Here is a 22,290-nt window from a genome sequence, read left to right on the forward strand (position 1 = left end):
CCGCGAGGCTCCGCACGAAGCGAAGGAGATGAGGAGAGCGATGGGCGTCACGGGACCCCCTGGGCCGGTGATGGACCGGGACGAGGTGGACCGTGCGCTGGCGCGCCTCGGCGCGGAGCACAAGGCGGTCGAGGACTCGCTCCTCGCGCTCCAGGACCACGCCGGCCGGCGGCTCCTCGAAGGTGCCGGGCTGACCGGCACCACCCGGGAGCGCTGGGCGTCGACCGAGCGGACCATCACCGTGCTCTGGAGCTGCTTCGACGCGTACACGGCGGCGCTGCGCGGGGCCCGCGAGGTCCGCTCGCGGCACAAGTGGCCGAGCCGGGAGGAGCTGGCCGAGCTGACCGAGCGGCTGCGCGGCGACTCGGTGCACGTGCCGGGCGGCGCCGGCGAAGAGGCGCTGCTCGCCGAGCGGTTCACCCTCGACGCGCTGGTGCGGCGGATGAACGAGCTGTACGCGGCCTCCCTCGACGTGGTGGTCACGGCGGACGCGGTGTGGTCGGCGCTGCCCGCGCGGATAGACCTGCTCGCCGCCGAGCTGGGCCGGACGCGGTCCCTCGCCCACTCGGTGGGGGTGCGTCCCGGGGAGCATCCGGCCGGGGACGAACTGGAGTCGATCACCGCCGAGCTGACCGAGCTGCGCTCCCAGGTGGTGACCGATCCGCTGGCGTTCTGGCGCCCCGCGGCGGGGAGTTCGGCGCCGGGCGGCGGCCGGCCGGACACCGTGCGGTACGACCGGGCGGCGCTCGCCCTGGAGGACGTGCGGCGGGAGATCGAGGCGGTCCTCGCGGTGCGGCAGGACTCCGAGGAGCGGCTGCTCCGGCTGCGGGACGTGCTGTCCCGGGCGGACCGGACGCTCGCCGAGGCGCGGGTGGCGCGCGGCGAGGTCCTCGCGAAGATCGCCGCCTCGGAGGTGCCGGCCGTGAGCGGGCCGCCGACGGCGCTCCAGGAGCGGCTCCAGGCCGCCGCCGAGTACCGCCGGCACGCCCGGTGGCACCGGCTGTCGCCGCTGCTCGACGCGCTGGAGCGGGAGGCGGAGGAGGAGCTGCTGCGCGCCCGCGACCAGCTGACGGCGGTGACGGCGCCGCTCGCGGTGCGGGCGGAGCTGCGCGGCCGGCTCGACGCGTACCGGGCGAAGGCGGCCCGGCTCGGCGGAGCGGACGACCCGTTCCTGACCGAGCGGTACGACACGGCGCGCCGCATGCTGTGGAGCGCGCCCTGCGATCTGCGGGCGGCGGAGCAGGCCGTGCTGCGCTACCAGCGGGCGGTGGCGGACCTGGTGTCCGGTCCGTCGGACGGTCCGTCGGACACGGGAGGACGACAGTGGTGAGCGGTCTCAGAGCGCCGGGGGGCTGCCAGCGGCCCAGCTGCGAGGGCGCGTACGAGGACGTGGGCGGCGGCGAGCTGTACTGCGACACGTGCGGGCTGGCGCCGGTGGTGGCGCCGAGCGGCCGGCTCCAGGCCAATCCGACCGGGGTCGCCGTGCCCGGCAAGCCCGGGACGGGTACGCGCACCGGTACGGGCGCGGGGTTCGGCGCGCCGTCCGAGGCGGCGGCCTGGGGCCCCGACTCGGCGTCCTCGCGCGGCGGTTCGCGGGCCTCCTCGCGGGCCTCGTCCCGCTCGTCGTCCTCGCGCCGCTCGGTGTCCGGACGACTGTCGCGGGCGCTGTCGGGGCGGAGCACCGGCCGTTCGGTGTCGGTGCGCAGCTCGGGTTCGTCGACCGGGCAGTCGGCGCGCAAGCGGCTGGGCGCCGGGCTCGTCGCGATCCCGGAGGTGCCGCGTCCGGATCCGCGCGCGGCGGTGATGGCGGACCCCGAGGTGCCCGAGCGGAAGCGATTCTGCTCGCGTTCCGACTGCGGGGCGCCGGTGGGCCGTCCACGCGGTGACCGGCCGGGCCGCACCGAGGGCTTCTGCACCTCGTGCGGGCACCCGTACTCCTTCGTGCCGAAGCTGCGCGCCGGTGACGTGGTGCACGGGCAGTACGAGGTGGCGGGCTGTCTCGCGCACGGCGGCCTCGGCTGGATCTACCTCGCCGTCGACCGGGCGGTCTCCGACCGCTGGGTGGTCCTCAAGGGCCTGCTCGACACCGGCGACCAGGACGCCATGGCGGCGGCGATCTCGGAGCGCCGCTTCCTCGCCGAGATCGAGCACGCCAACATCGTCCGGATCTACAACTTCGTCGAGCACCTCGACCCGCGCACCGGCTCCCTCGACGGCTACATCGTCATGGAGTACGTCGGCGGCAAGTCGCTCAAGGAGATCGCCAACGACCGGCGGACCCCCGAGGGCCGGCGCGACCCGCTCCCCGTCGAGCAGGCCTGCGCGTACGGCATCGAGGCCCTGGAGGCCCTCGGTCACCTGCACAGCCGCAACCTGCTGTACTGCGACTTCAAGGTCGACAACGCCCTGCAGACCGAGGACCAGCTGAAGCTCATCGACATGGGCGCGGTCCGGCGGATGGACGACGACGAGTCCGCGATCTACGGCACGGTCGGCTACCAGGCGCCCGAGGTCGCCGAGGTCGGGCCCTCCGTCGCCAGCGACCTGTACACGGTCGCCCGCACGCTCGCCGTGCTCACCTTCGACTTCCAGGGCTACACCAACGTCTTCGCGGACTCCCTGCCGGAGCCGGAGCACATCGAGGTCTTCCAGCGGTACGAGTCCTTCTACCGGTTCCTGGTGCGGGCCACCGACCCGGACCCGGCCCGCCGCTTCGCCTCCGCCGAGGAGATGGCCGAGCAGCTCACCGGCGTGCTGCGGGAGGTCGTCGCGCTCCAGTCGGGGCGGCCCCGGCCGGCGCTCTCCACGCTCTTCGGCGCGGAGGTCCGGGTCACCGACACGGTCCTCTTCGCCGAACAGACCGAGGACGTGTCCGTGCTCGGCGCCCGCCGCACCGGCAAGGCCCGGCGCACCGCTCCCGAGGCGGCCGGCGCCCCCGCCGGACAGGGCCTCGGCACGCTGCTCGCCCCGCTCGACGTGGCCGCCACCGCGCTCGCGCTGCCGGTGCCGCGGGTCGACCCGGCGGACGCCAACGCCGGTTTCCTCGCCGGCCTCCTCGCCGCCGCGCCCGCCGAACTCCTCGGCGCGCTGCGGGCCGCGCCCGCCGACACCCCCGAGCTGCGGCTGCGCGCCCTGCGGGCCCAGCTCGACCTGCGGGACCTGGTCTCCGCCGGGCAGACGCTCGGCGCCCTGGAGCAGTGGGACGCCGACGACTGGCGGGTCGTGTGGCACCGGGGCGTGGCCTCGCTCGTGGGCGGCGACCTGACACACGCGGCGCTCGCCTTCGACGCGGTCTACGACGCCTTCCCCGGCGAGCCGGCGCCCAAGCTGGCGCTCGGCGTCTGCGCGGAGGTCCTCGGCCAGCTCGACAACGCCGCCGAGTACTACCACCTGGTGTGGGCGACCGACCCCGGCTTCGTCAGCGCCGCCTTCGGCCTCGCCCGGGTGCGGCTCGCCGCCGGGGACCGTACGGGGGCGGTCGCCGCCCTCGAATCCGTACCGGAGTCCTCCATCCACTACACGGCGGCCCGGGTCGCGGCCGTCCGGGCCCGGCTGCGGCGGCGCCCGCCGCGCGAACCGCTCGGCGCCGACCTGACCGCGGCCGCCGCGCAGGTCTCCGCGCTCGGCGGCTTCGGCCTCGACCCGGTCCGCCGGGAGCGGTTGTCGACGGAGGTGCTCGGTACCGCCCTCGACTGGGTACTCTCCGGAAGTCCCGGTGCCGCGCCGGGCGGCGGCGAGCCGCTGCTCGGGAGCGCACTGGACGAGAACGGGCTCCGCTTCGGCCTGGAGCGCGCCTACCGGGTGCTGGCCCGGCTCGCCCAGCGGGGCGAGGAGAGGATCGAACTGGTGGAGCGGGCCAACCGCTACCGCCCCAGGACGTGGGTGTGAGGATGTCCCAGAAGCCCCAGCAGCCGTCGCACGGCCTCGCCGTCTGCCCGGACCCGGAGTGCGGGGAGCCCGTGGACCCGAGAGACCGCTTCTGCGGGGCCTGCGGCCACGAACTGACGGCCGCGGCGGAGCTGCCGGCCGGGCAGGACCGGCCGACCATGCCGATCGCCGCGCCCGTCTGGCCCGAGGCGCCGCCGCGCGACCCCGGCTCGCTGTCGACACTGACCCAGCACCCGGGCGAGCTGCCGGGCACCGACTCGGGCGGGCACGACCTGCCGACGGTGCCGGTGCGCACGGACGGTCCGCCGGCGGCGCCGCGCGGGGAGACCGTGCGCGGCGGGGGCGACTTCGAGCTCGCCGCGCCGGATCCGCGGGCGGCGGTGCGGGTGGACGCGGACGTACCTGTGGTCCCGGAGGGCTCCGACGGGCTCTGCGTGGCCTGCCGGGCCGGGCGGGTCGACGGCGACGGCTACTGCGAGAACTGCGGGCACGCCCAGCCCCGCGAGCGCGACCACATGGAGCGCGAGCTCGGCACGGTGGCCGCCGTCAGCGACCGGGGGCTGCGCCACCACCGCAACGAGGACGCGTTCGCGATCACCGAGACCAGCCTGCCCGACGGCCGGCCGGCCACCGTCGCGATCGTCTGCGACGGCGTCTCCTCCGCCCACCGGCCCGACGAGGCGTCCGCCGCCGCGGCCCGCGCGGCCGGGGCCGTGCTCGGCGAGGCCCTGCCCCGCGGCACCCACCCGCAGCAGGCCATGCACGAGGCGATCGTCGCCGCCGCCGAGGCCGTCACCGCGCTGGCCCGCACCGAAGGGCCCGACGCCGGAGCCGACTCGTCGCACGGCGGCAACTCCCCCGCCTGCACCATCGTCGGTTCCGTCGTCACCGACGGGCTGCTCGTCGTCGGCTGGGTCGGCGACAGCCGCGCCTACTGGGTGCCCGACGACCGCACCGCGCCCGCCGCCCGGCTCACCGAGGACGACTCGTGGGCCGCGCAGATGGTCAAGGCGGGCCTGATGAACGAGGCGCAGGCGTACGCGGACGAGCGCGCCCACGCCATCACCGGCTGGCTCGGCGCCGACGCGTACGAACTGGAGCCGCACACCGCCGCGTTCAAGCCCGACCGGGCCGGGGTCGTCGTCGTCTGCACCGACGGGCTGTGGAACTACGCCGAGGCCGCCGAGGCGATGGCCGGCGCCGTCCCCGCCGACGCGGCGCTCCGTCCGCTGCACGCGGCCCGGGTCCTCGTCGGCCACGCCCTCGACGGCGGCGGACACGACAACATCACGGTCGCGGTGACGCCGTTCGCCCCGACGCCGTCGGGGGCACCCTCTTCCTGACCCCCCGTCACCTTCCGTCGCCGCCCCCCGAGGAGCCGAAACCAGATGGCGAACTTCGCCAAGCCGTCCGTGCCGCAGTTCTCGGTGGACGTCTACCAGAACGAGTACCTGCCGGTCGGCGGGCGGGACGTCGACGCCGTCGTCACCGTGACGGCGACCGGCGGCGGCACCAGCGGCGCGCGGGGCGTCACGGCCGGCGGACCCGCCGGAGTGGTGATCATGGTCGACTGCTCGGGCTCGATGGACTACCCGCCGACGAAGATGGAGGGCGCCCGGGCGGCCACCGCCGCGGCGATCGACACCCTCCGCGACGGCACGTCCTTCGCCGTCGTCGCCGGCAACCACGTCGCCGTCCCCGTCTACCCCGACCACGGCCGGCTGGCCGTCGCCGGGGCCCGGACCCGGGCCGAGGCCAAGGAGGCGCTGGGGCGGCTCGCCGCCGACGGCGGCACCGCGATCGGCACCTGGCTGCGGCTCGCCGACACGCTCCTCGACGGGGAGGACCTCGCCATCCGGCACGCGGTGCTGCTCACCGACGGGCGCAACGAGCACGAGACGCCCGAGGCGCTGCGGGCCGCGCTCGACGCCTGCGCGGGCCGCTTCACCTGCGACGCGCGGGGCGTCGGCACGGACTGGGAGGTCAAGGAGGTCACCGGGATCGCCTCGGCGCTGCTCGGCTCCGCCGACATCGTCGCCGATCCGGCCGGGCTCGCCGCCGACTTCACGGCCATGATGGAGAACGTCATGGGCAAGGGCGTCGCCGACGTGGCGCTGCGGCTGTGGACGCCGGTCGGCGCGGAGCTCGTCTTCGTCAAGCAGGTCGCCCCGACGGTCGCGGACCTCACCGCCCGGCGCACGGACTCCGGGCCTCGCTCCGGCGACTACCCCACCGGCTCCTGGGGCGACGAGTCCCGCGACTACCACGTGCGCGTCCGGGTCCCGGCGAACGCGGTCGGGCAGGAGATGCTCGCCGCCCGCGCCTCCCTGATCGTCCCCGACCCGCTGGGCGGCGACGCCCGGGTGATGTCCCAAGGACTGATACGGGCGGTGTGGACGCACGACGTGGCGATGACCACGGCCATCAATCCCCAGGTCGCGCACTACAGCGGCCAGGCGGAGCTCGCGGACGCCATCCAGGCCGGCCTGGACGCCCGCAAATCGGGCGATCAGGACGGAGCGACCGCGAAACTGGGCCGCGCGGTGCAGCTCGCGGCGGCCTCCGGGAACGCGGATACCGCGAAACTCCTTTCGAAGGTGGTGGACGTGGTCGACGCGGCGGCGGGTACTGTGCGGTTGAAGGCGAAGGTCGCGGAGGCGGACGAGATGACACTCGAGACGCGCTCCACCAAGACCGTTCGCGTCAAGAGGTAGCCCGGCCCGCCGGGCCGGACGACGAGAGGGGGAAGCACCGACATGCCGACCTGCCCGAACGGACACCAGTCGGTCTCCGACGACTGGTGCGAGGTCTGCGGCCACCGCATGGCCGGGGCGGGTGCGCAGCCGGCCCCCGCACCCCCACCGCCCCCGCCCGGCCCGCCCGGCCCGCCCCCACCGGCGTACGGCTACCCCCACCCGAACCCTCAGCAGGGCGGCCCCGGCATGCCCGGCGCCCCGGCCGGCCCGGGCGCGCCCGGCGGCCCCGGTGCGCCCGGCTTCTCCGACAACCCCGGCGGGGCGGGTCGGCCCGGCGGTCCGGGTGCGCCCGGCGGACCTGGCGGTCCCGGCTTCCCTGACGGCCCCGGCGGTGCCGGTCGGCCCGGCGGTCCCGGCTTCCCCGGCGCCCCGGGCGGGCCCGGCGGTCCCGGCTTCTCCGACGGCCCGGGCGGAGCCGGTCGACCTGGTGGTCCCGGTGCGCCCGGCGGACCTGGCGGTCCCGGCTTCCCTGACGGCCCCGGCGGGGCCGGTCGGCCCGGCGGTCCCGGCTTCCCCGGTGCCCCGGGCGGGCCCGGTGCGCCCGCCGGACCTGGCGGTCCCGGCTTCCCCGGTGCCCCGGGCGGACCTGGCGGTCCCGGCGCGCCCGGTTTCTCCGACGGACCCGGCAGGCCGGGTGGACCCGGTGCGCCGGGCGGTCCCGGCTTCCCCGGTGCTCCGGACGCGCCTGGCGGTCCCGGCTTCCCTGACGGCCCCGGCGGTGCCGGTCGCCCCGGCGGACCTGGCGCTCCCGGCGCTCCCGGCGCACCTGGCGGTCCCGGCTTCCCCGGCGCCCCTGGTCCGCAGGGCGGTCCGGGCGCTCCCGGCGCCCCTGCGTTCCCCGGCGCTCCGGGCGGTCCCGGCTTCCCGGGTGGCCCCGGCGCCCCCGCGGGCGCGGGCGGTCCCGGCTTCCCCGGTGCTCCCGGTGCCCCCCACTTCTCCGGCGGCCCCGGCTCCCCGGACGGCCCCCGGTTCCCCGGCGGTCCCGGTGCGCCTGACGGTGGTCCCGGCGGCCCGGCCGGTCCGGGTGGCGGGACCTCGTTCCCCGGTGGTCCGGGTGGGCCCAACGGCCCCCACGGGTTCGGTGGGGATCCGAACGCGACCGCGCAGGCGGAGCTGTGTCCGCAGTGCCGGACGCCGCGCGAGCACATGGCGCCGTTCTGCGAGGAGTGCCGGTGGAACTTCCTGACCGGTACCGCGACCTCGTACACGCCGATCGCGCCCCCGCCGCAGGCCCAGCGTCCTTCGGCGCCGCCGCCGGGCTTCCCGGCCGCGCCGCCGGCGCCCGGGCCGTCCGCACCGCAGGATCCGTTCGGGTACCACGACTCGCGGCCCTCGCAGGTGAACCGGCCGGCCGAGCCGCTCGGTGCCGAGCCGACGCACCACCAGGCACCGCCGCGCGCCGCCGCCGCCGACGACTGGGTGCTGTCCCCGCCGTCGCAGGCGCAGCCCCCGCAGCCGCAGGCCCCGCAGGGGTGGACGGCGTACGTCGGGCCGGACCGTGACTACTTCATGGCGATGATGCGCCGCAGCGGCCCGGAGGCCTCGGGGCTCAACCTGCCCGCGTACGCGCCGCCGAAGCAGCTGCCGCTGCAGGGCAACCAGGTGTCCATCGGCCGCCGCCGGCACTCCACCGGCGAGGCACCGGACATCGACCTGGCCGTGCCGCCGGAGGATCCGGGCGTCTCGCACCAGCACGCCGTGCTGGTGCAGCAGCCGGACGGCTCGTGGGCGGTGGTGGACCAGAACTCCACCAACGGCACCACGGTCAACGGCGGCGAGGAGCCGATCCAGCCGTACGTCCCGGTCCAGCTCCAGGACGGCGACCGGGTGCACGTCGGCGCCTGGACGACGATCACCGTCCGGCGCGGCTGAGCCCAGGAGGGCCGGGGGTCCTAGACCTCCGGTCCTCCGCCGGTCCGTCTGAGACGATGGAACGGTGAACGAGCAGAGCTTCTACGAGCAGGTCGGCGGCGAGGATACGTTCCGCCGCCTCGTCCGGCGCTTCTACGAGGGCGTCGCCGGGGACCCGCTGCTCCGCCCGATGTACCCCGAGGAGGACCTCGGCCCCGCCGAGGAGCGTTTCGCCCTCTTCCTGATGCAGTACTGGGGCGGTCCCGGCACCTACAGCGAGCGCCGCGGCCACCCGCGCCTGAGGATGCGGCACGCCCCCTTCGCCGTCGACCGGGCCGCGCACGACGCCTGGCTGCGGCACATGCGCGACGCGATCGACAGCCTGGAGCTGGCGCCGGAGCACGAGGCGCAGTTGTGGCGGTACATGACGTACGCGGCGGCCTCGATGGTGAACACCGACGGCTGAGCCCACGCCGCTCCTCCGGCGGTACAGACCACTCCATGCCACCGGATGAACACATTCCGGGGATGAATGACCGATTAACGGTCACGATCCCATCAAGGTCGGTGCACAAGCGGTTTCCACCGACCCGTGGCCGATGAAAGCATTCCCGGAACGTTTCGAAGCTCAGGGCTTCGGGGGTTCGAGGGCGGCCAGGGGGATGGGTGACGGGGTTCGTACTTCTGCGCGTCAGGGCTCACCGGCTGCTGCTCGGCGCGGCCTTGCTCGCCGTCGTCCTGACGACGACCGTGCTCGCCACCCTCGCCGGCTTCTCCTCCTCCATCGGGAACGCCGCGCTCCACGCCGGCCTGCGTGACCGCTCGGCCGCCGCCGCGACCCTGCTCGTCTCCGGGGAGATCCCGGCCGAGCGGCGGACCGCGGCCGACGCGGCCGTCACCGACAGCGCCCGGCGCGCCTTCGACGGACTGCCCGTCACCGTACGGCGCCTGGAGACCTCGGGACCGTACGCGCTGCCCCGCTCGCTCCAGGCGCCCGCGGCCCGCGCGGGCGACCCGGACCTGACCCACTTCGCGACGCTCGACCGCGCGCGGCTCACCCTCGTCCGCGGCGCCTGGCCCTCGGCCGCCCGCCCCGGCGGCGTGATCGAGACGGCGCTGCCCGAGGAGGCGGCGAAGCGGCTGGACACCGGCCCCGGCACCGTCCTCGAACTCACCGACCGGCTCACCGAGAAGACGGTGAAGGCCCGGATCACCGGCGTCTACAAGGCGACCGACCCGGACGACCCGTACTGGCTGCTCGACCAGGAGGTCGGCGGCCGCGGTGTGCGGACCGTCTCCTTCACCACCTACGGGCCGCTGCTCGCCGACCCCGCCGTCCTCTCCTCCGGCGCCCTCGCCCTCGGCGACACCGCCTGGCTCGCCGAGGCCGACTTCTCCCGCCTCGACACCGGCGGCATCGCGTCCCTGCGCGAGGCGGCGACCGGGGAGCCGGCCCGGCTGCTCGCCGACACCACGGCCTTCGGGACGACGATCAGCGTCTCCACCGGTCTGCCGACCGTGCTCGCGCAGACCGAACGCGCCCTCGCCGTCTCCCGCTCCACCCTCCTCATCGTCGCCGTGCAGCTGGTGCTGCTCGCCGCCTACGCGCTGCTGCTCGTCGCCCGGCTGCTGAGCACCGAACGCTCCGGCGAGACCGCGCTGCTGCGCGCCCGCGGCGGCTCCCGGCGCAGGATCGCCGGACTCGCCGCCGTCGAGGCCCTGCTCCTGGCCCTGCCCGCCGCGCTCCTCGCGCCGCTGCTCACCGGCCCGCTGACCCGGCTCTTCGCCGAACGCTCCGCGCTGTCCTCGCTCGGGGTGCGGCTCGACTCCTCGCCCGGCGTCACGGTCTGGCTGGTCTCCGCCGGGGTGGCGCTCGCCTGCGCGGCGGCGGTCGTCGCCCCCGCGCTCGCCACCCGCGACGGAGACGCCGTCTCGCTGCGCGCGGCGCGCGCCGGGACGCTGCCGTGGCCGGTGCGGGCGGGCGCGGACCTCGGCCTCCTCCTCATCGCCGGCATCGCGCTCTGGCAGCTCCGGCGGACCCCGGAGGCCGCCGCCGACGGCTCCGGCATCGACCCGGTGCTCATCGCCGCTCCCGCCCTCGCGCTGCTCGCCGGCACCGTCCTGACGCTGCGTCTGCTGCCGCCCGCCGCGAAGCTGGCCGAGCGGCGCGCGGCCGGCGGCCGGGGCCTGTCGGCCGCGCTGGCCGGCTGGCAGTTCAGCCGCCGCCCGCTGCGCGGCGCGGGCCCGGTGCTGCTGCTCGTCCTCGCGGTGGCGATGGGCATGCTGGCGATCGGTCAGAGCCGTTCGTGGGAGCGGTCGCAGCACGACCAGGCCGACTTCCGGGCCGGCACGGCGGTGCGGGTCCTCGGCGTCGGCCCCGGCGACCCGGCACGGGCCGCGCGGCTCGCCCGCGTCCCCGGGGTGCGCGAGGTCGCCCCCGTCTACCGGACCGCCATGGACGTCGCCGGGCACAACGCGACCGTGCTCGCCGCCGCCACCGGCCGGCTCCCCGGCGGCCTGCTGATGCGCGAGGACCTGGCGGGCGGCACACCGGCCGAGCTGCTCGCGCCGCTCGCGCCGCGGGACGGCGCCCGGCCCGGGTTCGCGCTGCCGGCGGACAGCCGTTCGCTCGTCGTCGAGCTGCGGAGCACCGCCCCGCGCGGCAGCACCGGCGCCCACGTCACGCTCACCCTGGAGGACCTCCACGGGGTCCCGTCCCGGCAGCCGGTGGGACAGCTGCCCGCCGACGGCCGCGCCCACCGGTTCACGCTCGACCTCACCCCGCTGACGCCCCCGGACGGCGTCCGCGCCGGCGCCGGGCTCGTCCTCACCGGCATCGAGCTCACCGCCCGCTTCTCCGAGGGCGTCGAACGCGCCCAGGCCCTCCACGTCGACCTGCTCGGCACCACCGGGAAGGACGAGGTCCTGCGCACCGCCGACCCGGCGGGCACCCTGTCCCGCTGGTCCGCCGCCGCCGAGCAGACCCTCCGCGGTCAGCGGGGGGACCCGACGCGGCTGACCGGCGCGGCCGGCTCCCCCGCGGCGGGCGGCGGGCAGCGCCCGTACTCCGTCCCGTACACCCTGCGGGGCGACTTCTCCGGGACCTTCACCGGCCTGGCGGAGGACTACGCGGTGGAGCTGACCGCGCCCGTGCCGACGCGGCCCGAGCGGGTGCCGGCCATCGCGTCCGCCGCGTTCATGGAGGCGTCCAGGGCGAAGCCGGGCGACACCGTCCGGCTCTCGCTCGGCGGCCGGCAGGTCGAGGTGACCCTCACCCGGGTCGTCGAGGACCTGCCGACGACCGGGGCCTCGGGCCGGATCACCGACGCGGAGGCCGCCGGGCACGTGCCCCAGGACGGCGGCGCCGTCCTCGTCGACCTGACCACCGTCAACCGCTCCCTGTCCACCGCCGACGTGGCGGACCCGGTGGCGCCCACCGAGTGGTGGCTGACGCCCGCACCCGGCCGCACGGACGCCGTCGTGGCGGCGCTGCGCGAGCGCGCCGACGAGGAGCCCGGCGAGCTCGTCGTCCGCGACGCCATCGCCGAGGACCTGCTCGGCGACCCGCTCGGCGCGGGCCCCCACACCGCCCTGATGGCGGTGGCGGCGGCCGCCGCGGCCCTGGCCGCGGTCGGTTTCGCGGTCGGCTCGGCCGGTTCCGTACGGGAACGGGCCGCCGAGTTCGCCGTCCTGCGGGCGCTCGGCGCGCCGCGCCGCCGGCTCGCCCGGCTCCTCGCGGCCGAGCAGGGCGTCCTGATCGGGGTGGGCCTCCTGGTGGGCGTCGCCCTCGGCGCCCTCCTCGCCCGGGTGGTCGTCCCGCTCGTGGTCCTCACCGGCCGGGCCACCCGGCCCGTGCCGCCGGTCCTGGTCGAACTGCCGCTCGGCGAGGTGGCCCTGCTCCTCGCCGGGGTCGCCGCCCTGCCCCTCGCGGTCGTCGCGGCCATCGCCCTGCGCCGCAACGAGCCGGCGGTGACCCTGCGCCACCAGGGAGACAACTGATGTCCGACGTCCCGCGCGAGGAGTCCCGCCCGATGCAGCCCGCAGGCGAGTCCCCCGGCCACCGGCCGGCCCCGGCCGAGAAGGGCCCGTCCCGGGCCGTCGCCCCCTGGGTCCGGACCCGGCTGCGGGCCGCGCCCGGCGCCGCCGCCGGACTCGCCCTGCTCGTCTTCGTCACCGCGCTGCTCGCCGCCGCGCTGCCGCGGGTGATCGACGCGTACGAGACGGAGGGGCTGCGGCACGGCATCCGCACCGCCCCCGCCCACCGCTCCCAGTTGGAGATCACCTACCCGCTGACGCAGGACGCCGTGGTGGAGCCCGCCACCCTGCGCAGGGAGCGGGAGGAGCTGCGGGGCATGCTGCCCGCGCCGCTGCGCACCGACCCGGAGCAGACCGTCCACGGCGTCCGGACGACGGAGACGGTCCCGGGCCTCGACGCGTGGCTGCCCCAGCCGGACCACGTGCCGGTCCAGTTCCTCCTCGCCTCGCCGTCGGACCCCGCCGCGCACGCGGTCCTGCGCGAGGGACGGATGGCCAAGGGCGACCCGGCGCGCCCGGAGGCCGTCGCGACGACCGCGATGGCGAAGGCCCTCGGGATCAAGGCCGGTTCCGTCGTACACGTGCCGGGCACCTCCGCCGAGCCGGTCGCCGTCACCGTGACCGGCATCGTGGAGCCCCGTGACGCCACGCGGCCGTACTGGGCCATCGAACCGCTGCTGTCCGCGCCGGTACTGGCGCTGACGGACCACCCGACGGAGCCCCGGCGCTACTGGCGGGCCGGGCTCCTCATCGCACCGGAGTCGGGGGCCGCCCTCGTCTCCACCACCGTCAGCACCGAGGTCTTCTGGCGCTTCCCCGTCGTCGCCGACCACCTGACCGCGCGGGACGCCGGGCCGCTCGCCGCCGCCGTGGACTCGACGCGCAGCGGCCCCACCATGGTCGGGATCCGCGAGATCACCGGCGACAACGGCCTGGTCACCACCGGTCTCGACGAGATCTCGGAGGCCTACGCGGCGGCCAGGTCCGCCATCTCCCCCGTCGTCGCCGTCGCCGTCTTCGGCATCGGCGCGGTCGCCGTGGTGGTCGTGGCCATGACCGGCGGGCTCTTCCTCTCCCGCCGGGACGGCGAACTCACCCTGCTGCGCGCCCGCGGCGCCTCGCTGCCCGGCATCGGGCTCCGGCTGCTCGGCGAGACCGCCGCGGTCACCGCCCCGGCGGCGCTGCTCGGCCTGGTGGCCGCGATCGCCCTGGTCCGCGGCCCGGACACGCCCGGCTCCCCGGCCCTGACCGGCTCCGCGCCGCTCCTGCCGTCCGTCCTCGCCACCGCCCTGGTGGCCCTGGTCGCGGCGCTCGTGCTGCCCGCCCGGGCCGTGCTGCGGCACCGCGGGCTCCGGCTGCACGGGGCCCGCGAGGACATGGTGGACGCCAAACCGTCCCGGCGCCGCCTCGTCGTCGAGCTGACCGTGCTCGTCCTGGCCGCGGGCGCGATCGCCTCGCTGCGGCTGCGCGGCACCTCCGACTCCGGCGACCACCTGGTCAGCGCGGCCCCGGTGCTCGTCGGCGTGATCGCCGCCTTCGTGCTCGTACGGCTCCAGCCGCTGCCGCTGCGCTGGCTGGCCCGGCCGGCCCGCCGGATGCGCGGCGCCGTCGGGCCGCTGGCCATCGCCCGCGCCGGACGGGCCTCGTCCACCGGCGTGCTGCCGCTGCTCGCGCTCGTCCTCGCGCTGACGACGGCCGCCTTCGGCGGCTCGGTCCTCGCCGGGGTCTCCGAGGCCCGCGACCGGGCGGCGGTGCTCGCCATCGGCGCCGACGCCCGGATCGAGGGGACCACGGAGAACGTGCCGGTGACGCCCGAGGTCATGGAGGCGGTGCGCGGCGCGAAGGGCGTGCGGGAGGCGCAGCCCGTACAGGTCGAGTACGGCCTCGAACTGCCCTCGCCGGTCGCCACCGACCGGGGGATGAGCTCCGCGCTCGTCGCCGTCGACCCGGCCGCGTACGCCCGCCTCGCCGGGCGCACCGACAACGGCGCCTTCCCCGCCGGGCTGCTCGCCTCCACCGGGAAGGGCGGCCCGGAGGCGGTCGGCGACACCGACCGGGTGCTGCCCGCACTCGCCTCCCCCGACGTCGCCGCGCGCCTCGGCGAGCGGCCCATGCTGCTGATCGCGGCGGCCGGCTCCTTCCACGTGAAGGTGGTGGCGGTACGGGACTCCACCCCGGCGGTACGCGGCGAGAACTTCCTGGTGGTCAACGCCGCCGACGTCACCAACCGGCGGACGACCGTCGTGCTCGCCACCGGCACCCCCGACGGTCCGGCGCTGCGGGCGGCCGTCGCCGGGAAGTCGAAGGACCTGGCGGTGGCACTGCGGGGCGAGACCCGCGACTCCTACGTGGACTCGCCGCTCCAGTCCGGCGCCGAGGGGCTGTACGCGGCGGCCATCGGGGCGGGCGCGGCCTACGCCGTGGTCGCCGTGCTGCTGTCGCTGACGCGGAGCGGGCCCGAGCGGGCGACGCTCCTCGCCCGGCTGCGGACCATGGGCCTGACCCGCGCGCAGGGCCGGCGGCTGCTCGGCCTGGAGGCGCTGCCGCCCGCCGTCTTCGCCGCGCTCGGCGGGGCGCTCGCCGGGTGGGCGACGGTGCCGCTGCTCGCGCCGGGCGTCGACCTGCACCGGCTGGCGCTCGCCATGGCGGACGGCGGCGTGGCGCTGGGCGGCACGGGGCTGCGGGCCGACCCGTGGTCGCTGGTCCTGCCGGCCGTGGCCGTGGTCCTCCTGACCGCGGCGGCGGCGGGCGTACAGGCGTGGTGGACGGGGCGGAGGAGCTCGGTGAAGGAACTCAGGGCAGGAGACGCACGATGACGACGACCGCGAACACGACCCTGGAGGAGCTGGAGCGGCGGGCCACCGCGCACCGCGACCGGCCTTCGTACGGCCACGACGCGCTGATCGCCTGCGACCGCCTGGTGCGGATCTTCACCACCGACGGGGTGGAGGTGCAGGCGCTCCAGGGGCTCGATCTCCTCGTCCAGGAGGGCGAGTTGATGGCCCTGGTCGGGGCGTCCGGCTCCGGCAAGTCGACCCTGATGAACATCCTCGCGGGCCTGGACGTGCCCACCGCGGGCGCCGCCCGGGTCGGGGGCTGCGACCTGCTGGCGATGACGGGCAAGGACCGGCTGCGCTACCGCCGCGAGGTCGTCGGCTTCGTCTGGCAGCAGACCGCCCGCAACCTCCTCCCCTATCTGACGGCCGCCCAGAACGTGGCGCTGCCCATGCAGTTGGCGGGCAGCAGGAAGAAGAAGGCCGAGCGGGCCGAGGAGCTGCTCGCGATGATGGACATCGCGCACTGCCGGGACCGGCGGCCCCACCAGCTCTCCGGCGGCCAGCAGCAGCGGGTCGCGATCGCCGTCGCCCTCGCCAACGACCCGAAGGTCCTCCTCGCCGACGAGCCGACCGGCGAGCTGGACTCGGCCACCGGCGAGCAGGTCTTCGCCTCCTTCCGCCGGGCCAACGAGGAACTGGGCACCACGATCGTCATCGTCACCCACGACCAGGCGGTCGCCACCGAGGTGCGCCGCACGGTCGCCATCCGCGACGGCCGCACCTCCTCCGAGGTGCTGCGCCGCACCGAGGTCGACGCGGAGGGCCAGGAGTCGCTGGTCGCGCGGGAGTACGCGATGCTCGACCGCGCGGGCCGGCTCCAGCTCCCCGCGGACTACACGGCGGCGCTGGGCATGGAGCACCGGGTGGCGCTGGAGCTGGAGCAGGACCACATCGGGGTGTGGCCGGACGACGCGGAGCGCTGAGGAACCGGCCCCCCCGCCCCCCGCGTCCAAGCCCGGGGGTGGTCCGGATGGGACGCGTGCTCGCGTACGCCGGGGCGGTGGCCGTGCCGCTCGGCGCCGGGGTGCTGCTGCACCTGTGGGGAAGCTGGTCGATGCGCTCGCCGCTGGGCACGCCGACCGCGCTCGCGGTCCTCGTCGGCCTGGTCCTCGCCGGGCTCGCGGTGGCGGCGCACAACGCGCTCTTCCGCGAGGGCGGCAGCGTCCTGGCGCTGGTCCTGCTGCTCGCGGGCCTGGGCGCGGTGTGGATCGAGGCCCGGGACTCGCGGGTGCGCGGGGCGACGGTGGAGTGCGTGGTGGTGGGGAAGGCGCGGGTCACCGACCATCCCACCTTCGGCGAGGGCGGCCCCGAGCCGAAGCGGCTGTACCACCACACGCTGGACTGCCCGGGCGGCTACCCGGAGCGGTTCGCCTGGGAGGAGAAGCTCGGCGAGGCGGGCAAGCGGCTCACGATCGCCTACGACCCGGCGCGCCGGATGGACCCGGTCCCGGCCGACGAGAACGTCGCCCGGGGGTCGCTGGTGATCCCGGCGGTGCTGCTGGTCCTCGCGGCGGCCCTGTCGGTGACGGCGGTCGCCCTGGAGGGCACGGACGACCGCGTCTGGTGACGCCCGCGGGGGCCGTGGAGGCACGACGGACACGAGCCTCCCGCGGCTCCCGCCCACGGCTCGCGCCCACGGCTTACGACGCGGGCGTGACCGTCAGCGAGGCCGGGGCCGTACGCAGGGCGACGGAGCCGTACGGGGTGCGCAGCCGCAGCCACGGCCCGGCGGCCATCAGGGCGACCGGCACGTCCCCGGGCGGCAGGAAGCCGAGCGACTGGGCGGCGTGCACCGCCCGCAGCGGCAGGCCGGTGGCGCCGAGGACGCGGGACCAGATCTCCCGGCCGACGCGGTCGCGCTCGGCGCGGGTGCGCCGCTCCTCGGGCAGCTCCGCGTCCCGGCGGCGGAACTCGGCGACGGCCGCCGCGACCGCCCCGCGCAGCTCAGCAGCGCCCGGCAGGCCCTCGACGGGCCGCCAGCCGGTGCGCGGCGGGAGGACGCCGGCCCACGGCGGGCCGGTGACGGCGGCGGGGACGACGGCCTTGCCGGACGTCTCCTCGACGCCGTCGAGCAGCTCGCCGGCGGAGACGGTGACGTCGAGGTCGACCGCGTCCTCCAGGCGGGCCGTGCGGATCGCCAGGACCTCGAAGGACGGGGGGCGTCCGAAGACGGCGAGCGCGCCGCCGGCGGCCTGGAGGCGGACGGCGGCGGCGCGGTCGTAGTGCACCAGCCGGGTCAGGAAGGCGGCGAGGGCCGCCGCCTCCCTGGGGTCGGCGAAGTGCAGCGGGGCGAGCACGGTCATGCGGCGGACGTCATCCCGTCGTCGACGTACTCCTGGAGGAAGCTGCGCTCCTCCTCGGAGATGCGGCGCGGCCGCTGCGTCTCCAGGTCGAAGGGCACGACGACCGTCGAGGCCCGTACGTAGGTGACCTCGGGGTCCTTGATCTCGTACGCGATCGTCAGCGACGCCGCGCCGATCTTCGTGACCCACGACTCGATGGTCACCGGCTCGTGCCGGTGGACCAGCGGGCGGAGGTAGTCGATCTCGTGGCGGGCCACGACGGACCCGCCGGAGAAGGACGGGCTGCCGTCCCCCGGCGCCAGCCGGAACATGAAGTCGATCCGGGCCTCCTCCAGGTAGCGGAGGAAGACCACGTTGTTGACGTGCCCGAAGGCGTCCATGTCCGACCAGCGGAGGGGGCAGCTGTAGATGTGTCTCGCCACGACGACCTCAGCCCCGGGTGAGCTTCTTGTGCGTGGCGCGGTGCGGACGGGTGGCGTCCGGGCCGAGCCGCTCGACCTTGTTCTTCTCGTACGACTCGAAGTTGCCCTCGAACCAGAACCACTTGGAGTCGCCCTCGTAGGCCAGGATGTGCGTGGCCACTCGGTCGAGGAACCAGCGGTCGTGGGAGACGACCACGGCGCAGCCGGGGAAGTCGAGGAGCGCGTTCTCCAGCGAGGAGAGGGTCTCGACGTCGAGGTCGTTGGTGGGCTCGTCGAGGAGCAGCAGGTTGCCGCCCTGCTTGAGGGTGAGCGCGAGGTTGAGGCGGTTGCGCTCACCGCCGGAGAGCACGCCGGCCGGCTTCTGCTGGTCCGGGCCCTTGAAGCCGAACGCGGAGACGTAGGCGCGGGACGGCATCTCGACCTGGCCGACGTTGATGTAGTCCAGCTCGTCGGAGACGACGGCCCACAGCGTCTTCTTCGGGTCGATGTTGGCGCGGCCCTGGTCGACGTAGGAGATCTTGACCGTCTCACCGATCTTGATCTCGCCGGCGTCGGGGGTCTCCAGGCCCTGGATCATCTTGAACAGCGTGGTCTTGCCGGCGCCGTTCGGGCCGATGATGCCGACGATGCCGTTACGGGGCAGGGTGAAGGAGAGGTCGTCGATGAGGACCTTCTCGCCGAACGCCTTCGAGAGGTTGTTGACCTCGACGACGACGGAGCCCAGGCGCGGGCCCGGCGGGATCTGGATCTCCTCGAAGTCCAGCTTCCGCATCTTGTCGGCCTCGGCGGCCATCTCCTCGTAGCGGGCGAGGCGAGCCTTGGACTTGGCCTGACGCCCCTTGGCGTTGGACCGCACCCACTCGAGCTCTTCCTTGAGGCGCTTGGCGCGCTTCTCGTCCTTCTTGCCCTCGACCTTGAGGCGCTCGGCCTTCTTCTGGAGGTAGGTCGAGTAGTTACCCTCGTACGGGATGGCACGGCCGCGGTCGAGCTCCAGGATCCACTCGGCCACGTTGTCGAGGAAGTACCGGTCGTGGGTGATGGCCACGACGGTGCCCTTGTACTTGGCGAGGTGCTGCTCCAGCCAGTTCACCGACTCGGCGTCGAGGTGGTTGGTGGGCTCGTCGAGGAGCAGCAGGTCGGGGGCCTCCAGGAGGAGCTTGCAGAGCGCCACGCGGCGCTTCTCGCCACCGGAGAGGTTGTTGACCGGCCAGTCGCCGGGCGGGCAGCCCAGGGCGTCCATGGCCTGCTCCAGCTGGGTGTCCAGGTCCCACGCCTCGGCGTGGTCCAGGTCCTCCTGGAGCTTGCCCATCTCGTCCATGAGCTCGTCCGTGTAGTTCGTGGCCATCTCCTCGGCGATGGCGTTGAACCGGTCGAGCTTGCCCTTGATCTCCGCGACGCCGTCCTCGACGTTCTCCAGGACGGTCTTGGACTCGTCGAGCTTCGGCTCCTGCATGAGGATGCCGACCGAGTAGCCCGGGGAGAGGAAGGCGTCACCGTTGGACGGCTGCTCCAGCCCGGCCATGATCTTCAGAACGGTGGACTTACCGGCACCGTTCGGGCCGACCACACCGATCTTCGCACCCGGCAGGAAGCTCAGCGTCACGTCATCGAGGATGACCTTGTCGCCGTGCGCCTTGCGCGTCTTGCGCATCGTGTAGATGTACTCAGCCAAGAGAAACCGTCCGGCAAGAGAGTGAGTGGGCAGATACACCCATCTTGCCGCACTGCCGCCCTCAGGCGGAAACCCGTACGCGCGACGGCCCCGGACGCGGGTGCGTCCGGGGCCGTCCGGGGTCACGGGGTGCGGTCACCGCGTGACGTCATGCTCTGCCGTGACTACTGACCGGCGGCCTTCTTCTTGCGGAGGAAGAACACCGCGCCGCCGCCGGCGAGGACGAGCGCGACGGCGATGCCGGCGATCATCGGGGTGGCGTTGGAGCTGCCGGTCTCGGCCAGGTCACCGCCGGTGGTGCCGGTGGTGCCGGTGGAGGCGTCCGTGGCGCCGGGCGCCGGGGTGGACGGGCTCGCCGAGGGGGTCTCGGACGGGGTGCCGGTCGACGGGGTCGCCGACGGGGTGCCGGTGGACGGCTCCGGGCTCGGGGCGGTCTTGCAGTCGAGGACGCCCTGGAAGGACTTCGAGAAGCCGTTCGGGCCCGTGATGGTGAAGTCGTACGCGGTGTCCTCGGCGACCGGGACCGTGACGGTCTTGGACTCGCCGGCCTTGATCGTGTAGGAGACGCCCTTCACGTCGAAGGTCCAGTCCTCGTCACCCTCGTTGGAGGCGGTGATGTCGAGGCCGCCCTTGGCGCAGTTCTCGGCGACGGTGACGGCCGGGACCGCACCCTTCTTCGCCCAGGCGGCGGTGACCTCGGCGTTGACCGTGGACTTGCTGCTGCCGGCCAGGATCAGGGTCTGCTCGTGGCCCTCGACGCTGCCGAAGACACGGCCGATGGCGACCTCGGTCTCGGTCTGCAGACCGATCTTGGTCGTGCCGTCGGGGGTGCCGGCCGGGACGTCCAGGAAGAGCTCGGTGTTGTTGCCCGCGGAGGTGACGGCCTTGCCGTCCTTGTCCACGACCTTGACGTTCGCCGGGGCGTCGGCGGGCAGGGAGACCTTGACGGCGCCGTCGGCGGCCGTGGTGGTGACCTTGAACGGGCCGAGCTTGTCGCCGGCCTTGCCCGCGATGGACGCCGGGGCGGCGGCCAGGGAGACCTTCGGCTCCTCCTGGTCGGGCGCCTTGGCGGCCTCGGCGACCAGGTAGGTGGCGAGCGCCTTGGCCTCCGGGTCGACCGGGGTGGCCGTGACGTTGTCCGAGTACTTCCAGATCGCGGCCTGGGTCGCGGTGGCGGCCTCGTCACCCGTGAGGGCGGCGACGCCGGCCTTGCCGGCCAGCGCCCCGAGGTCGTTCACCTCGGGGTAGGAGTTCTGCAGGATCCAGCGGATCTTGCCGGCGTTCGGGTTGTCGTGGAGCGTCGACTTGTCCCAGTCGGTCTCCTTGTACTTCGTCCCCGGGTCGGTCGGCGTCAGCAGGTCGATGCAGTACGCCTGCAGCGAGCCGCCGCCGTCCACGGTCAGCTCGAAGAGACCGCCCCGGATCGGGTCGCCCTCCTCGTCACCGATCCAGATCTTGCCGGACTCCTTGAGTCCGCCCAGCGTCGCGTCGGCGCCGCCATCGGCCATCGCCGGTCCCGCGAGGGCTATCGCGCTGGAGGCGACCAGGCCCGAGACCAGGGTCGCCGCGGCCAAGCGGGCAGCAGCGCGCCCACGAACTGAAAACATCGCATTCCCCTCCGGGCGAGTCGCTCCGCGAACTTGGTCGATTCGCGTGGGGGGAGCGCCCGCCAGCAGACTCAGTGACTCCATGGGCTCACGTGCCGCATGAGTACTCGGGAATCCTAGGGAGGCGGAAGCCCCCGGTCCCCGGTCATACGGTGAGACAACCATTCCGTCTCGGAATCGTTATGTCCTCGGCGAGTTGGTCGACAAATCCCCACAACTCAAGGTCAGGGAGCGGTTACCAGCTGGTGCGCGGCGGCCGTCCAGGGGTCCTTTCCGCCCGCCGGAGCGAGCCTCGGCACGGGCCCCGGCACCTCCTCGTTCTCCGTCAGGTCGCCCTCTCCCGGGGCCCGGGGCTCCGCCCGCGAGGTCCTCCTGAACGCCGAGGTCCCCCGCGTCAGGTCGTGCCCGACGGCGAGCGCGTCCACGTCGACGAAGGTCTTGCGCTGCCCGTCCCGCTCGTCCTCACGGACCTTCAGCCGCCCGTGCACCACGAGCGGTTCCCCCACCGAGACGGAGGCCATCAGATTGGCGCCGAGCGCCCGCCACGCCGAGACCGTGTAGAAGCTGGTGGCGCCGTCCGTCCAGACCGCCCGCTCGCGGTCCCACCGCCGGGCGGTCACCGCGAAGCGGAAGCGGGTCACGGGCCCGGCCGGCGTGTCCCGGAAGTCCAGCGCCGTCGCCACGTTGCCCACCAGCGTCACCGTCGTGTCGTTCATGTCCGTCCCTCTTCCCGCGCCCGGTCGGCCGCTGTGAGGACCATGCTGGCGGGGCGGCGGAAAGCCCGTCGGCGCCTGTGGACGACCGACGGGCTGTGGACAACTCACCCACCCGAACGGGGGATCGACGAACGGCGCGCGACACGCGGGGAGGGGTCCGGAAAGGGGTACGAAGAGGGATAGAAGAGGGATACCGAGAGGGG

At 75.3% G+C, this 22,290-nt stretch carries 15 protein-coding genes; 10 read left to right on the plus strand and 5 right to left on the minus strand.

Features of this window, described 5'->3' with window-relative positions; translation table 11 throughout:
• Positions 1 to 40: 40 nt before the first annotated feature.
• From ABZ621_RS11535 to ABZ621_RS11580, 10 genes are all read left to right on the plus strand, one after another.
• On the plus strand, positions 41 to 1,330 hold the full coding sequence (locus tag ABZ621_RS11535; protein WP_360603152.1) for a hypothetical protein: 1,290 nt from the start codon (positions 41 to 43) through the stop codon (positions 1,328 to 1,330).
• Complete coding sequence (locus tag ABZ621_RS11540; RefSeq protein WP_360603154.1) at positions 1,327 to 3,888, plus strand: tetratricopeptide repeat protein; 2,562 nt, start codon at positions 1,327 to 1,329, stop codon at positions 3,886 to 3,888. Before ABZ621_RS11535 ends, ABZ621_RS11540 begins: the two co-directional genes overlap by 4 nt.
• Positions 3,889 to 3,890: 2 nt before the next feature.
• Complete coding sequence (locus tag ABZ621_RS11545) at positions 3,891 to 5,231, plus strand: PP2C family serine/threonine-protein phosphatase (RefSeq protein ID WP_360603156.1); 1,341 nt, start codon at positions 3,891 to 3,893, stop codon at positions 5,229 to 5,231.
• A gap of 45 nt (positions 5,232 to 5,276) precedes the next feature.
• Positions 5,277 to 6,602: a VWA domain-containing protein gene (locus ABZ621_RS11550; protein WP_360603158.1), complete on the plus strand. Its 1,326-nt coding sequence runs from the start codon at positions 5,277 to 5,279 to the stop codon at positions 6,600 to 6,602.
• Positions 6,603 to 6,644: 42 nt separating this feature from the next.
• Positions 6,645 to 8,516: an FHA domain-containing protein gene (locus ABZ621_RS11555; RefSeq protein ID WP_360603160.1), complete on the plus strand. Its 1,872-nt coding sequence runs from the start codon at positions 6,645 to 6,647 to the stop codon at positions 8,514 to 8,516.
• Positions 8,517 to 8,580: 64 nt separating this feature from the next.
• Entirely contained in the window at positions 8,581 to 8,961 is a 381-nt protein-coding gene (locus ABZ621_RS11560; RefSeq protein WP_360603162.1) for a globin, read from the plus strand.
• 200 nt (positions 8,962 to 9,161) lie between these two features.
• Positions 9,162 to 12,494 carry an ABC transporter permease gene (locus ABZ621_RS11565; protein WP_360603164.1) on the plus strand — a complete coding sequence of 1,111 codons (3,333 nt, stop codon included), beginning with the start codon at positions 9,162 to 9,164 and terminating at the stop codon, positions 12,492 to 12,494.
• Positions 12,494 to 15,346, plus strand: coding sequence for an FtsX-like permease family protein (locus ABZ621_RS11570; protein WP_360603166.1), 2,853 nt, complete (start codon positions 12,494 to 12,496; stop codon positions 15,344 to 15,346). Before ABZ621_RS11565 ends, ABZ621_RS11570 begins: the two co-directional genes overlap by 1 nt.
• Positions 15,343 to 16,290 (plus strand): ABC transporter ATP-binding protein, encoded by a 948-nt coding sequence (locus ABZ621_RS11575; protein ID WP_360603168.1) that lies wholly within the window; start codon positions 15,343 to 15,345, stop codon positions 16,288 to 16,290. The genes ABZ621_RS11570 and ABZ621_RS11575 overlap by 4 nt, the downstream gene beginning before the upstream one ends.
• Before the next feature lie 47 nt (positions 16,291 to 16,337).
• On the plus strand, positions 16,338 to 16,934 hold the full coding sequence (locus ABZ621_RS11580) for a hypothetical protein (protein ID WP_360603170.1): 597 nt from the start codon (positions 16,338 to 16,340) through the stop codon (positions 16,932 to 16,934).
• 73 nt (positions 16,935 to 17,007) lie between these two features.
• Here ABZ621_RS11580 and ABZ621_RS11585 read toward each other — a convergent pair whose 3' ends face one another.
• From ABZ621_RS11585 to ABZ621_RS11605, 5 genes are all read right to left on the minus strand, one after another.
• Positions 17,008 to 17,670 carry a hypothetical protein gene (locus tag ABZ621_RS11585; protein WP_360603172.1) on the minus strand — a complete coding sequence of 221 codons (663 nt, stop codon included), beginning with the start codon at positions 17,668 to 17,670 and terminating at the stop codon, positions 17,008 to 17,010.
• Positions 17,667 to 18,092 carry a thioesterase family protein gene (locus ABZ621_RS11590; protein WP_360603174.1) on the minus strand — a complete coding sequence of 142 codons (426 nt, stop codon included), beginning with the start codon at positions 18,090 to 18,092 and terminating at the stop codon, positions 17,667 to 17,669. The genes ABZ621_RS11585 and ABZ621_RS11590 overlap by 4 nt, the downstream gene beginning before the upstream one ends.
• A gap of 7 nt (positions 18,093 to 18,099) precedes the next feature.
• The gene (gene ettA / locus ABZ621_RS11595; RefSeq protein ID WP_150228240.1) at positions 18,100 to 19,764 is read right to left on the minus strand and encodes an energy-dependent translational throttle protein EttA; all 1,665 of its coding nucleotides are present in this window, start codon (positions 19,762 to 19,764) and stop codon (positions 18,100 to 18,102) included.
• A 164-nt stretch (positions 19,765 to 19,928) separates the two neighbouring features.
• Positions 19,929 to 21,371, minus strand: coding sequence for a Cys-Gln thioester bond-forming surface protein (locus tag ABZ621_RS11600; protein WP_360603176.1), 1,443 nt, complete (start codon positions 21,369 to 21,371; stop codon positions 19,929 to 19,931).
• Between the two features lie 224 nt (positions 21,372 to 21,595).
• Positions 21,596 to 22,087 carry a single-stranded DNA-binding protein gene (locus ABZ621_RS11605; RefSeq protein WP_360603178.1) on the minus strand — a complete coding sequence of 164 codons (492 nt, stop codon included), beginning with the start codon at positions 22,085 to 22,087 and terminating at the stop codon, positions 21,596 to 21,598.
• Positions 22,088 to 22,290 lie beyond the last annotated feature (203 nt).

Origin of the sequence: Streptomyces sp. NPDC007863, assembly GCF_040633895.1 — a bacterium.
In the GTDB taxonomy this organism is placed as follows: Bacteria; Actinomycetota; Actinomycetes; order Streptomycetales; family Streptomycetaceae; genus Streptomyces.

Bases quoted from the DNA above. Each gene is read 5' to 3' on its own strand.
- ABZ621_RS11585 (WP_360603172.1), bottom strand. From the start codon at position 17,670: ATGACCGTGCTCGCCCCGCTGCACTTCGCCGACCCCAGGGAGGCGGCG.
- ABZ621_RS11580 (WP_360603170.1), top strand. From the start codon at position 16,338: ATGGGACGCGTGCTCGCGTACGCCGGGGCGGTGGCCGTGCCGCTCGGC.
- ABZ621_RS11600 (WP_360603176.1), bottom strand. From the start codon at position 21,371: ATGTTTTCAGTTCGTGGGCGCGCTGCTGCCCGCTTGGCCGCGGCGACC.
- ABZ621_RS11555 (WP_360603160.1), top strand. From the start codon at position 6,645: ATGCCGACCTGCCCGAACGGACACCAGTCGGTCTCCGACGACTGGTGC.
- ABZ621_RS11545 (WP_360603156.1), top strand. From the start codon at position 3,891: ATGTCCCAGAAGCCCCAGCAGCCGTCGCACGGCCTCGCCGTCTGCCCG.
- ABZ621_RS11550 (WP_360603158.1), top strand. From the start codon at position 5,277: ATGGCGAACTTCGCCAAGCCGTCCGTGCCGCAGTTCTCGGTGGACGTC.
- ABZ621_RS11535 (WP_360603152.1), top strand. From the start codon at position 41: ATGGGCGTCACGGGACCCCCTGGGCCGGTGATGGACCGGGACGAGGTG.
- ABZ621_RS11605 (WP_360603178.1), bottom strand. From the start codon at position 22,087: ATGAACGACACGACGGTGACGCTGGTGGGCAACGTGGCGACGGCGCTG.
- ABZ621_RS11570 (WP_360603166.1), top strand. From the start codon at position 12,494: ATGTCCGACGTCCCGCGCGAGGAGTCCCGCCCGATGCAGCCCGCAGGC.
- ABZ621_RS11575 (WP_360603168.1), top strand. From the start codon at position 15,343: ATGACGACGACCGCGAACACGACCCTGGAGGAGCTGGAGCGGCGGGCC.